The organism is Mesorhizobium sp. WSM2240 (assembly GCF_040438645.1).
Lineage (GTDB): Bacteria > Pseudomonadota > Alphaproteobacteria > Rhizobiales > Rhizobiaceae > Allomesorhizobium.
The window spans coordinates 3,148,298-3,158,614 of the sequence record NZ_CP159253.1 but is presented as its reverse complement, the minus strand read 5'-3'; the positions used below and the strand labels follow the sequence as shown (position 1 = coordinate 3,158,614).

At 60.6% G+C, this 10,317-nt stretch carries 22 protein-coding genes; 1 reads left to right on the top strand and 21 read right to left on the bottom strand.

Features of this window, described 5'->3' with window-relative positions:
* The 5 genes from ABVK50_RS15715 to ABVK50_RS15695 form a co-directional block, all read right to left on the bottom strand.
* A complete protein-coding gene (locus tag ABVK50_RS15715) occupies positions 1-1,971 on the bottom strand; it encodes a hypothetical protein (RefSeq protein ID WP_353645699.1) in 1,971 nt (656 codons plus the stop codon).
* Positions 1,972-2,089: 118 nt separating this feature from the next.
* On the bottom strand, positions 2,090-2,275 hold the full coding sequence (locus ABVK50_RS15710) for a hypothetical protein (RefSeq protein ID WP_353645700.1): 186 nt from the start codon (positions 2,273-2,275) through the stop codon (positions 2,090-2,092).
* Positions 2,265-2,555, bottom strand: coding sequence for a hypothetical protein (locus ABVK50_RS15705; protein WP_353645701.1), 291 nt, complete (start codon positions 2,553-2,555; stop codon positions 2,265-2,267). Before ABVK50_RS15705 ends, ABVK50_RS15710 begins: the two co-directional genes overlap by 11 nt.
* The gene (locus ABVK50_RS15700) at positions 2,552-2,932 is read right to left on the bottom strand and encodes a hypothetical protein (protein WP_353645702.1); all 381 of its coding nucleotides are present in this window, start codon (positions 2,930-2,932) and stop codon (positions 2,552-2,554) included. Before ABVK50_RS15700 ends, ABVK50_RS15705 begins: the two co-directional genes overlap by 4 nt.
* Positions 2,916-3,125 (bottom strand): hypothetical protein, encoded by a 210-nt coding sequence (locus ABVK50_RS15695; RefSeq protein ID WP_353645703.1) that lies wholly within the window; start codon positions 3,123-3,125, stop codon positions 2,916-2,918. Before ABVK50_RS15695 ends, ABVK50_RS15700 begins: the two co-directional genes overlap by 17 nt.
* 29 nt (positions 3,126-3,154) lie before the next feature.
* Here ABVK50_RS15695 and ABVK50_RS15690 point away from each other — a divergent pair, with 29 nt between their 5' ends.
* The gene (locus tag ABVK50_RS15690) at positions 3,155-3,379 is read left to right on the top strand and encodes a hypothetical protein (RefSeq protein ID WP_353645704.1); all 225 of its coding nucleotides are present in this window, start codon (positions 3,155-3,157) and stop codon (positions 3,377-3,379) included.
* Here ABVK50_RS15690 and ABVK50_RS15685 read toward each other — a convergent pair.
* Genes ABVK50_RS15685 through ABVK50_RS15610 form a run of 16 tightly spaced genes read right to left on the bottom strand, consistent with a single transcriptional unit; the run spans position 3,376 to position 10,288 of the window.
* The gene (locus ABVK50_RS15685) at positions 3,376-3,606 is read right to left on the bottom strand and encodes a hypothetical protein (protein WP_353645705.1); all 231 of its coding nucleotides are present in this window, start codon (positions 3,604-3,606) and stop codon (positions 3,376-3,378) included. The genes ABVK50_RS15690 and ABVK50_RS15685 overlap by 4 nt on opposite strands.
* Positions 3,555-3,911 carry a hypothetical protein gene (locus tag ABVK50_RS15680; protein ID WP_353645706.1) on the bottom strand — a complete coding sequence of 119 codons (357 nt, stop codon included), beginning with the start codon at positions 3,909-3,911 and terminating at the stop codon, positions 3,555-3,557. Before ABVK50_RS15680 ends, ABVK50_RS15685 begins: the two co-directional genes overlap by 52 nt.
* Positions 3,908-4,402: a hypothetical protein gene (locus ABVK50_RS15675; protein ID WP_353645707.1), complete on the bottom strand. Its 495-nt coding sequence runs from the start codon at positions 4,400-4,402 to the stop codon at positions 3,908-3,910. The genes ABVK50_RS15680 and ABVK50_RS15675 overlap by 4 nt, the downstream gene beginning before the upstream one ends.
* A 50-nt stretch (positions 4,403-4,452) precedes the next feature.
* The gene (locus tag ABVK50_RS15670) at positions 4,453-4,851 is read right to left on the bottom strand and encodes a hypothetical protein (protein ID WP_353645708.1); all 399 of its coding nucleotides are present in this window, start codon (positions 4,849-4,851) and stop codon (positions 4,453-4,455) included.
* Between the two features lie 11 nt (positions 4,852-4,862).
* Positions 4,863-6,833, bottom strand: coding sequence for a hypothetical protein (locus ABVK50_RS15665; protein ID WP_353645709.1), 1,971 nt, complete (start codon positions 6,831-6,833; stop codon positions 4,863-4,865).
* 10 nt (positions 6,834-6,843) lie between these two features.
* Positions 6,844-7,044, bottom strand: coding sequence for a hypothetical protein (locus tag ABVK50_RS15660; protein ID WP_353645710.1), 201 nt, complete (start codon positions 7,042-7,044; stop codon positions 6,844-6,846).
* Positions 7,044-7,697: a hypothetical protein gene (locus tag ABVK50_RS15655; protein WP_353645711.1), complete on the bottom strand. Its 654-nt coding sequence runs from the start codon at positions 7,695-7,697 to the stop codon at positions 7,044-7,046. The genes ABVK50_RS15660 and ABVK50_RS15655 overlap by 1 nt, the downstream gene beginning before the upstream one ends.
* The gene (locus ABVK50_RS15650) at positions 7,687-7,857 is read right to left on the bottom strand and encodes a hypothetical protein (protein WP_353645712.1); all 171 of its coding nucleotides are present in this window, start codon (positions 7,855-7,857) and stop codon (positions 7,687-7,689) included. The genes ABVK50_RS15655 and ABVK50_RS15650 overlap by 11 nt, the downstream gene beginning before the upstream one ends.
* A gap of 30 nt (positions 7,858-7,887) precedes the next feature.
* Complete coding sequence (locus ABVK50_RS15645; protein WP_353645713.1) at positions 7,888-8,112, bottom strand: hypothetical protein; 225 nt, start codon at positions 8,110-8,112, stop codon at positions 7,888-7,890.
* Complete coding sequence (locus ABVK50_RS15640) at positions 8,109-8,486, bottom strand: hypothetical protein (protein WP_353645714.1); 378 nt, start codon at positions 8,484-8,486, stop codon at positions 8,109-8,111. The genes ABVK50_RS15645 and ABVK50_RS15640 overlap by 4 nt, the downstream gene beginning before the upstream one ends.
* Positions 8,483-8,884, bottom strand: a complete 402-nt coding sequence (locus ABVK50_RS15635) for a hypothetical protein (protein WP_353645715.1) — start codon at positions 8,882-8,884, stop codon at positions 8,483-8,485. The genes ABVK50_RS15640 and ABVK50_RS15635 overlap by 4 nt, the downstream gene beginning before the upstream one ends.
* Complete coding sequence (locus ABVK50_RS15630) at positions 8,871-9,128, bottom strand: hypothetical protein (protein ID WP_353645716.1); 258 nt, start codon at positions 9,126-9,128, stop codon at positions 8,871-8,873. The genes ABVK50_RS15635 and ABVK50_RS15630 overlap by 14 nt, the downstream gene beginning before the upstream one ends.
* Complete coding sequence (locus tag ABVK50_RS15625; RefSeq protein ID WP_353645717.1) at positions 9,125-9,379, bottom strand: hypothetical protein; 255 nt, start codon at positions 9,377-9,379, stop codon at positions 9,125-9,127. Before ABVK50_RS15625 ends, ABVK50_RS15630 begins: the two co-directional genes overlap by 4 nt.
* Positions 9,376-9,798, bottom strand: coding sequence for a hypothetical protein (locus ABVK50_RS15620; RefSeq protein WP_353645718.1), 423 nt, complete (start codon positions 9,796-9,798; stop codon positions 9,376-9,378). The genes ABVK50_RS15625 and ABVK50_RS15620 overlap by 4 nt, the downstream gene beginning before the upstream one ends.
* On the bottom strand, positions 9,795-10,049 hold the full coding sequence (locus ABVK50_RS15615; protein WP_353645719.1) for a hypothetical protein: 255 nt from the start codon (positions 10,047-10,049) through the stop codon (positions 9,795-9,797). The genes ABVK50_RS15620 and ABVK50_RS15615 overlap by 4 nt, the downstream gene beginning before the upstream one ends.
* Positions 10,046-10,288 (bottom strand): hypothetical protein, encoded by a 243-nt coding sequence (locus ABVK50_RS15610; RefSeq protein WP_353645720.1) that lies wholly within the window; start codon positions 10,286-10,288, stop codon positions 10,046-10,048. The genes ABVK50_RS15615 and ABVK50_RS15610 overlap by 4 nt, the downstream gene beginning before the upstream one ends.
* Positions 10,289-10,317 lie beyond the last annotated feature (29 nt).

Genomic DNA, 10,317 nt, shown 5'->3' with positions numbered 1-10,317 from the left:
TTACCTCGCGATGAGTTTCAGATAGTGGTCGAGATAGGCCTCGTTATTCCGAACCAGCTGCAGGAGCGGATAGCGACCCGTCAGCTTTCGGAAGCGATCGATCAGCTGCGGCCGGAGCGGCAGGAGCTCCTTGCCGGTGACCTCCTTCCAGAGCTTCGCCAGGTCTCCCTCGCCGTAGGTGAGGGGCTCGGCCACGGCGCTGTCGAAGAAGTTCTTCAGCAGCTTCGGCAGCTTGTCCTTGTGCGGGAGGAGCGCGCTGAACATTCCGTCGTGGAACAGGCTGTTCCGCTCCTTCCTGTTGCGGTAGTCAACAGGGTCGAAGTCCTTGACCATGCTCTTGAGGATGTCGTCGAGCGAGACCCAGTTCTCCTTGCCCTCGGGCAACTTGCGCTGGTTCTTGAGTAGGACGATCATCGGGGCGTCGATCAGGCCGGCGTTGGTGGCCGGCTTGATGAACTTCTCCCAGACGGTCTCGAAGGCCAGTGTTTGGCCACAGACCAGGTACATGTGGGCCTCGGACAGGACGTAGATCGTCTTCTGATCCAGGTCGTAATCCGTCACGACATCACGCCAACGGTTGAACCGCCGAACGTCCATCTTGCCGAAGCTGCGCTTCTCGCGGACTGCCCGGGGCAACTTCATCCGCTCGTAGTCGCGGAGATCGATCACGGTGTCGATGCCGTAATAACGCATCGCCGACCCAACATGCTCCTCCTTGACCCACAACACGTTCTGGTCCGGGTTGTGGTGCCGGTACATGCGGAGGCGTTCCTTGCCGAAGGTGCAACTCCAGGACTCCCAGGCGATGACCATGGACTTGACGCCCTTCGGGGAGATCACCGCGTCCTTGTTCTTCGCGCTGGTCCAGGACAGGTCGTCATTGGCAAAGAGCGGGTTGACGCGGATCTTCGATCCGGTTCCACCACTCCAACTGAAGGCTGTCCGCAACTCGCGCTTGTCCCGCCACTTGGTGTCCTTCGGGAACAGGCTCCAGGGCAGCACCGAGCGGAGTTGCTCGAAGAGGGTGCAGGCGTCGTGGTAGCTGTCAGGCTCGTCGAGCTTCTGCTGTAGGGTGTCGACGATCTCCTGGCGCGCTGCCTGGAAGATCGACGCGAGGTTCTTCTTCGTAAGCTCGTCATAGCCGAGCTGCTCGCGAGAGGTGGACACGCTGGCCGTGCCGATCGGCACGTCGATGATGATCGGCAGCTGTCTGTCGTTCCAATTGTCGATGCCCAGCTGGTTGAGGTCGAGCGGGTAGAGAACGCAACCCTGACGGATATGTGGGCTCGCGATGTGGTTCGACTTCACGAGGCGGAAGTTCGAGCCTTGGAATGTGGCGGTGGGCACACTGGGGCGCCACTGCTCGTTGAGGATGTTCGGCATCGGGTCGAAGCCAATCATCACCTTTGAGATCGCGATCTTGAACTTCTCGATGTCGCCCTGCTGGACCGGGAATGAGACCTTCACACCTCGCGGCTCGGTCGAGGGGACCGGGTCGAGGGCCGTTACGGTCGGCGAGCCACCAGCGTCCAGGTAGCAGACATAGTCGCGCTGCTCGACGCCGTCGTAGCAGGTGATGGTGTACTGCTTGGTGTAGGCGAAGGCCGACTTCATGCCCAGGCCGAGCATGCCCACCTGCTTATTGGTGTCGCGCTTGTTCGAGGCGAACATGGTCGTCGCCCGGTCCATCACCTCCTCGTGGATCATGCCGGGACCGAAGTCGCGGACCATGAAGTAGGGATGGAAGGTCGACGGTGCCATGAGGACGAAGGGCTCGTCCTCCTTGTCCGCCATCAGATGAGCGTCGTAGGCGTTGGTCGAATATTCACGAACCGGCGCCAGGATCTTGTCGGAATAGATGCCGTCGATCACGGCATGGAACGCCATCGCGTTCATTTCGAAGCCGAATTGACGGGCCTCGCCGAAGCCGGCCGAGGAGTGGTCGTAGGCGAGTGCGCTGTTCAGTTTCATTTCTGTTTCCTTGAATTGAGCCAACGGTAAAGCCTCACCGCGCGCTCCCTTTCGTCAGACGGAAGGGAGGGGTTGGAGAGGTAGTGACGAAGTGCGCGTTGAAGGGTTTTGGCGAGCATCATGCCGCTAGGGGTGCTCGGTGATCGGCAGCGGCGGTGAAGTTGTCGTAGACGCCCAGGATCTGCCCTACGTCGTCAGTGACCAGGTACTGCTCCCAGCCGTGTTCGAAGGGCAGTCGCATATTGTCGGTGTCGGCCCTCGTGAGGATGTCATCCGTCGCGGGCTCGAAGATCTTAATTTGCATTGATGAGTTCCTCTACAAGATGGAGCTGACCCGGCAGGATACGGGCGATCGGCCGGCCGTCCTTGAGCAGGAGGCCGTCGAATATTTCGACCGGGGGTGAGTTGAGGGCGAGGGCGTCCTTGCCCGCTTGAGTGATGGTGTTGCGATTGACTGACCACTGTTGGTTGATCCAGCCCTTTGCACTCATAGATCGGGCGGCGGCGTATTGGCCGGAGCCCTCAAGGGGTGCCCAGTCGGACAGGAGACCCTTGACGAGCAGTTCCTTTTGCGTCGGTGTCATATGATCCAGACCTCCTTGTCTTTGAGATAGGCCGTCCTGGCCTTGAAAATCGGCGTTCCGTCGAGCAGCACGAACTGCTCGTTCTGGTATGGGTTGTATTTGACCAGTCGGGCGCCAGGCGGGATGGTGAAAACCCCTGGTACTCTAGGCAGGCCTCGGATTGTTGCGTGGACCGTCTTCTTCTTGTTCCGAAGGACCCACTGCCGGCCGCGCTCGTTGACCCGGAATACTGGGTCAAGCAAAAGAAAAGGGCCGGTGTTGTAAAACACACGGCCCTTCGGGGAAGATTTGAAGCCCTCCAGCTCGGAGGGCTTGGTAGGTCGGATGCTGAAACAACGCTTGTGCGTGTTCCAGTAGACGTCACTGGGGTGTGACATTCTCGACCTCCCTGTCGGGGATGAACCAGTTGTGGTTCTCGAGATCGTCAGGCAGGGTGTCGCAGAATATCTGTTCGACGAACTCGGCGCGGTCCTCTTCAGCAACGTCGTTCGGAATTTCCACCGTAAAGGTATGGACGTTCGTCTCGACAACCGTCACGTCGTACTTGCGTTTTTCCGGATTTGGAGTCATGGGTGTTCTCCCCATCAATGGAGGTTGTTATGGCGAAAGCCACAGTTGATTTCACGGACAAGAGCATGGATGAGCTCGAGGCAATCCACGAGGCGGTGATGCAGGCAAAGGAAGCGAAGGCGATCGAGCACCAGAACGATCTGATCCGCGAGTACCAGGTGCTGCGCGAGAAGATGGTGAAGGCGGGTGTCGCCGAGGACGACAAGCTGCCGAAGTTCAAGATCCGGGGCTGGACCCGGACGAAGCCGAACTAATCGGTTTCGTAGATCGGCTCCAGGCCATGCAGCTCGCAGAGCTCTTTCAGCTTCCTGCGCTGCCCAACGATACCGGAGGGGAGGGTGAACTCGACGCGCTGCTTTTTCAGCATTCGCACCGTCTTCTCGACGTCGACTATGAACTCGCGGATGTCGAGTTCATAGCCTTCGGCGATCAGCTCGATGTGGAGGGGGTCGGTGAAGGTTGTTCTTCGCTTGCCACCCATTTGATCTCCTTCCCCTCGGCCTTGGCGTAGGCCTTGGCCAGGAACATCGGCACGTAGTCGGGCACTTCCACGAAGTTCCGTTCTATCACCTCGGGCGGTGCAACAACAGGCTCGACGACTGCGCCGGCCGGTGCTTGCTCGGGTGCCTTGATACCCATCAGACCGTTCAGGAAAGCCGCCAGCTCCTCGCGGGTCTCGATGACCAGCTTGAAGTTGGCGTCCGGCTTCAGGCCCAAGGTCTTGCGGTAGGCCTCGGCGTCGTTCTTCATCGGGAACCAGCCCCGCTCGACATTGTAGACGATCACTTCACCAGCTCCTTCGCTTCCTTGATGAACTCGACGAAGGCTGCGTACTCGTCGCAGAGCCGGTCACTGCTCATTTCGGCGACCATCTCGTCGACATCCTCATGCTGGATGCCGTCGTCCCAGACCTCGCCGTTCTCGTCCTTCATCGCCTCGAACTCCTCCTCGGGGGTGGTGAGGCGGGCCAGGCGCTGGACTAGATCGATCATATGATAAGCGGGAACCTGATGGCGGTCGCTGTCGATCGTGATGCCGGTCTTGCTGATGCGGAGGTTGACCGGCTCGTCGTGCTCCGGGTCGTAGCCATGGGCGACGAGCCTACCGTCGCTGACTTCGATCCAGAGCTCGCGCTTGGTGCCGTCAGGGCAAGTGGCCTCGACTTTGATGCTGGTGTCGTCAGTCTTGACCTCGACGTCCCAGGGGCGAAGGTCCACCTTGTCTTCCTCGGCTGCGGCTGGATCTTCGATCCGCCAATCAACGAGCTTGATCTTCATCGAAAATTCTCCAGTGGTGGGGCCGGTTTTGGCCGGCCCCAGGTTGTGGATCAGCCGTCGAGCGCGGCCAGCTGCTTGAGGATGTCCTCCTTGGACATGTTCTGCAGCGCCTGGTCTTCCTTCGAAGCCAGGGCGTCGATCAGCTTGCTGCGCTTCACGGCCCGCTCGGCCGCCGACTTCGCGTCCTCGGACGTCTTCACCTTGACGGCGATGATGTGCTTGACGATCTCCAGCTTGGCTTCGAGGTCCGGCTTGCGCGGGTCGGGCTTGACGGCGACGAAGGTCTCCTCCGTCACGCCCTTGAGCTCGGTGTTGATGCCTCGCGCCACCGTGTCGAGATTGGTGGAATTGCCCAGGAGCGGGAGGTCCCAGAGCTGCTCGACCGTCAGGTCGCCCTTGGCGGACGGGAAGCGGAATTTCTTCCGCGAGGCGAGTTCGAAAATGTTCATGTGTGTTCCTTTCAGAAGCGGATGTTGAAGGCCTTGTTGAGGCGGTTGCCCTTGACGACGACGGTTGCCTCATCCTGGCGGGTGGAGGAGAAGCCGACGCCGGACAACTGTTCGGCGGCGACCGGAGCCTTGGTCTTGGAACCAAGCACTTCGAACACCTTGCGGTGTGGATCGAGCTCCGACTTGAGGAACTCGTTGTAGATCCCGCGGGCCGGAGCGGGGTTGAGGCAGTCCTTCAGGATGAAGAACCAGTGCTTGTTGCCGACGCCCTGGCCGTCCCAGTGGTTCGGGCTCGCCATGAGGGTGTTGACCGGCACGAGGGTCTCGGTGCTGACGCCCCACTTGTCCTGCGAGGCCGAGCCGGCGATGAGACCCTTGCCAACCTCGATACCCACCAGCTCGCCGTTGGCGATGATGAGAGCGAGGGAGTCGATGGTTTCCCGGCCTCCCACAGCTCTCGCATAGCTGAACTGCTGGATCGCACCACGGAACTCGACCTCCAGCGTGAAGCCGACGTCAATCGTCTCGCGCTTGCAGAAGTTGTTGACCGAGACATGGTAGCGGCCATTCTGCAGTCGGTCGTTCCAGACGATGTTCTCGACCGGCTCGCGGGAGCTGCCGCCCCCGGCGTTCATATCCACGTCGAGCTTGCCGAGACGGTTGCCATAGTAGATGTGGGTGCCGTTCGGCTCGATGACGTGGAGATCCAGGTCGTCGTAGTTCGTCCAGGCGAGCGAGACGCGAAGGTTCGCATCGACGTTGCCACCGGCCCGCTTCACCCGCTGCTTGATCGAGTCGGCCGCATCACCGTCGTAGGACCAGGCGAAGCCGTTGTCCCACTTGAACAGCCCGCCGTCGCCGGTTGTGATGCTCATGAAGTTGGACAGGTGCTTGTTCTGCAGCAGGAGGTCGATCGACGTGGCCTGGGGCACGATCTGCTCCAGGAAGTCGTCCATCGAGATATCGGTGACACGCGCTGTATCGACTTTTGCCGGCTTCACAGCATCGGCGAGCAGGCCTTCCAGGCCGTCCTTCATCTGGCCCTTCACCGAGTTGTCGACGAAGAGCACGTTGTTGACAGACACGTCCGAGAGCTTGGCGAAGCGACGTTGCACCGCCGACTCCAGGCCGAGCGAGCGCAGTTTGGCGAGGCCGTCGTCAATCATCTTCTGGGTGATGAGGGCGGTCGGCCGCTTGTAGTTCATCGGCGCGACCTTGGTCTCGAAGGAGCGGACTGCTCGATCGAGCTCCTCGCCGGTTGACAGGTCCACGACCAGGGTGCCGATCACGGTGTTGCGGAACAGCGCGGCCCTGCTGCCGATGTTGTTCCAGATGAAGACTTCCTTGTCCGGCGCCGTCTGGTAGTTCTGGTGCAGGGTGCGGAACTCCGTCACGGCGGGCTTGAACTCGGCACCGCGGTAGATTGCATTGCTGTCGATCAGCTCGATCACCGTGTCGAGGGCTTCCGCCGTCAGCTCGACGAGCCCACGGCGGAAGACGCCGATCGAGGTGTTGATCCGGCCGCGGGCCTCTTCCGGCGAGTTGGTGCGCTGCTTCGAGGGGACGTCGCAGAAGAAGTGGCTCCAGCGATGGGTGCCTCCATCGCGAAGTTCGTGGGTGTGCTCGGCGCCGAACTTCCCTTCCTTGGTGCGGAAGATGGACTTGATCGGCAGCTGCCGGACGGTATCGGCGAGGGCCTTGGCGACGACGTCATAGGGGTGCGGGAGATCGGCGACGTCCCAGACTGTCATCACGGTGTTGTCCTTGATGGCGACCACGTTGCCGATGTTGCGGATGAAGTTCTTGCAGCACGAGCAGTCGTGCTCGGTGCGTTCCCGGAACAGCGGATTGCTGCCGGCCGGGAAGGACGCCAGGTAGGTGTCGAACAGGTCAACGGCGTCGACCACATAGAGCTCGCCGCCAGAGATGGCGCGGAAACGGGCCTCGACGGCTTTGGCGAAGATATGGAATTGGCTGGTCAAGTTCTTGTCCTCACAAAATTATTGCAGCGAGCGTGTCGAGAACTTCATCCTCGGTCACGATGGCGTCGGTGTCGTTTGCGATCGCATAGAGTGCGTCCCGGACCTCCTCCCACCCCTCGACATCCTGCAATGGACAGTTGGTCGGGATCATGCGTTCGAGAAAGTCCGCCACGTCGTGGGCGGCGCTGATGGTGATCTTGGCGACGATCATTAGGTTTCCTCCAAGTCGTACTTCTCGGCGAAGCGCTTGGCCTGTTCCTCCGGGTCGACATCTGGGTCGAACCAGTGGGTGAAGAACTCCTCCTCGGAGAGGCCACCGCCTTCGAGGAAGTCGATGCTGTACTTGTTTTTCAGGTGGAAATTGGCGTCCCGCAGGTAGTGCTGCTTGGCGTCTTCGGCGTTGAGTAGGATACGGGTCGCTGCTTCGGGCTCGGGGAAATCCTCGCCCGGTGTGAACACGCTGACGATCGCGGGGATGATCTCCCAGTCGTAGGCGCCAGTCTCTCGATACCATTCGGGCAGGAGGTCATAGACCTTGAGCGCCCATTGGCCGATCGCGATGCTCTCGTGCCGGAGCTGGACCGAGCCGTGGGCCTCACGGTATTCCCGCCAGATAGGGTCCGGTTCCTCGGCGCAGACGGTGATCTCACAGATGTGCTCCCAGACGCACTGCGCGGCCTCGACTTCGAGATAGGAGAAGGCGTCCTTCAGCTCGACGGACATTTCCTGGCGGTAGACATGCGAGCCGGTGTTGAGCAAGTGCTCGGTTCGGCGCTTGGCGTCTTTCTCGTCGAGGGCGAGCTCGCGGACGATGCCGGGGACCTCGTCGTGCTCACCTTCGATGTAGATCAGGTCAAGCCTCATCGTTCAGTTCCTCCTGGATGTGGAACCGGACAGCGTCGATCTGGGGGTCGAAATCTTCCCAGTTGACGTTGTCTGGACAGTGGTCGGTCAGATAGGAGGTGAGGGCGTCGAAGGCGCTGGATAGCGCCTCCTTACGGTCCTGTTCCTGTTGCTCGGTCATGGTGATCTCCGTTGGGCGCGCGTCTGGTTGTCACGGCCAAGACGCGCTGGCATGATTGCACTGCCCGAGTTTGGGATATTCGGGAGGCTCGGACTCGACGCCGACGAGGGTGTAGCCATCAGGGATGGCGTCAGCGTAGAGTTCCTCGGTCTTCACCCAGCTCCGGCAGTTCGGGTCGGACTTGTACCGGGTTGGCACCTCGATCCACTCCCCATCGCTGTTCGGCTTGACCTTGGGGACGATCTTGAGTTTCATGCCGCCTCCAGCTTGTCGGAGAGCGGCCGGAGGACCTTCTCCCAGATCTCGTTGCAGACCTCGTTGTCGGAGTGATCCGACACCACGTCGTAACCGCAGTTGCCATAGACCAGGTGGAACCAGCCGAGGTGCCTTCCGTCCTCCTTGCGGCGGATGACGACCTGGTCGTCGTCCGTGGCGAAGAGCTCGGCCATGATTGCGGCCTTGTCGCCGGAGCGCTTGATGGCCCATTCCTCGCCGTCGTAGACGGAGATCACGAAGCCGCGTTCGAGACAGGTGTCGACCAGGGCCTCGGCCATCTGCTTCTCGATCTCGATGCGCTTGCGGAGGGCGGGGTCCGTCGCCTCGGCGATGTATTTGTCAAAGCCGGTCATTGGTATGCCTCCGCTGCTATGCCGAGAAGGTGGATCGCGCTGTTGATGTCGGGGTGGTCGAAGGCCTCCTTGAGGCGCTTCCCGGTGATGCGCTCGAACAGGGCCTTGACCGTGTTCACGATCTCGATCCGGCGCAGCTCCGGGTCAGCATGCCAGGGTTTGATCTCGTCGGTAGGCTCGGCGTCGTCGGGGATCAGCTCACATCGGAGCCATTCCTCGCCGTCCTCATCGATGAACACGTCTTGGCCACCGAGTTTTTGGGTGCGCTGCTCATCCCACCAGACTTCGGTGCCTCCCTCAAAGTCGAAGTCGGTACCCTCGTCGTTCCAGAGGATGTTGCAACGGGCGGCGACGATATCGACTGTGCCGAGGATAGGACTTCCGCTAGGCGCTTTCATATTTCACCTCAAATGGTTCAGCGTCCGAGAAGATCTCGGCCAGCTTGGTGGCTTCCGCGGCCTGGTGCTCGAATTGCTCGGCGAGTTGACGGGCGGCCTCGCCGGTGGGGGTCAGACTGAAGCCGGTGTCCGGCTTCTGATCGACCAGCTGGCGAAAGACCGCCGCGTTCTCGCTGAAGCGGGTCGCCGCTACGGTGCAGATGTTGGCGAGAGTGAAGCCCTCGCTGACGCGAAGGGTCTTCATCCCAGTACCTCTCTCACAACGGCGTTGTAGTCGTCGCCAGTTGGCGCGATTTCGCGCCGATTGAGGTCGTCATCGTGAAGCCTCACCGCTGATCGGATATTGACCAGCTCGTCCTCCTGATCGACCATCGACAGAATGCGTTCCACGTCCTGTCGCAAGGTGCCAAGGGGACCCAGCTTTTCGAGCTCGGGGTCATCCCAAACTCCATTCAAGCGGGCACGGAGGATGTGAATAGCTTGGGTCGGGGTCATGCGAACGCCACCTCCCAGTCGACTTCGCCCGCCTTGGCCAGGTGCCGGAGGACCTTCGCAGCCTGGCGGGGTGTGACCTTGCTCCAGTTGACTTCGAGCGCCGTGCAGGAGTTGTTCATCGGCTCGAACAGCTCATCGGCCATTCTGTATCCGAGACCGAGGAGGTTACCTGCGACCTCCTCGTAGGCGCCCTCGATCTGGCTTTCCCGGCGAGCGTTCTTGAGAACCTGCCCCTTCTGACCCAGGATCATGCAGGCCCAGCCGGCGATGCAGGCGGTGCTCTTGCACTGGAAGCCGACGTTCGCTTCCGTATACTCCCCGACTGTCCCGGCGTAGCTCTCCATATTGAAGCCGCGGTTGTGCCGGCTCGGGATGTTTTCGAGGAAGCCGGCGAGGTTGTTGATGGCATCGACGTTCATGCTGTCAGTTCCTTCATGATGTTGCGGAGCGCCGTGTCGATGTGATCATCGTTGGCGTACGGGTAGATGTTGTCGGAGATCCAGGCCGAGAGGCCGGCGTAATAGGACATGTCCCAGCGGAGCCGTTTCTCGACATCCTTGGACTTGCCTTCATTGACGATGAACTGCCGGTGGCAGTCCAGCTTGTGAGGCGTGCTGATCTTGGTGATCTCGGCCTTCATGTGGTCGTAGTGTTCGGGCTTGATCTTCATACTTCCACTACCGTGATCGCCGCGATCTCGTTGATGTCGATGACCGGCGTGTCCATGCCTCCGATGGCGTCCAGCATCAGGACACCCTCGTCGGTGTAGGGCTCGGGGCAACCATTGTATCGTTGCCCGTTCTTCATCAGGATGTGAAAATGAAACCCGTCGCCGGCTTGGCAGATATCCTGGCCCAGGGCGAAGGCGGCGCGCATTACTGGAGTGATAGGGATCGGCTTGAAAGCCATTCTTCCAATTCCTTCTTGAGAGGGTGGAG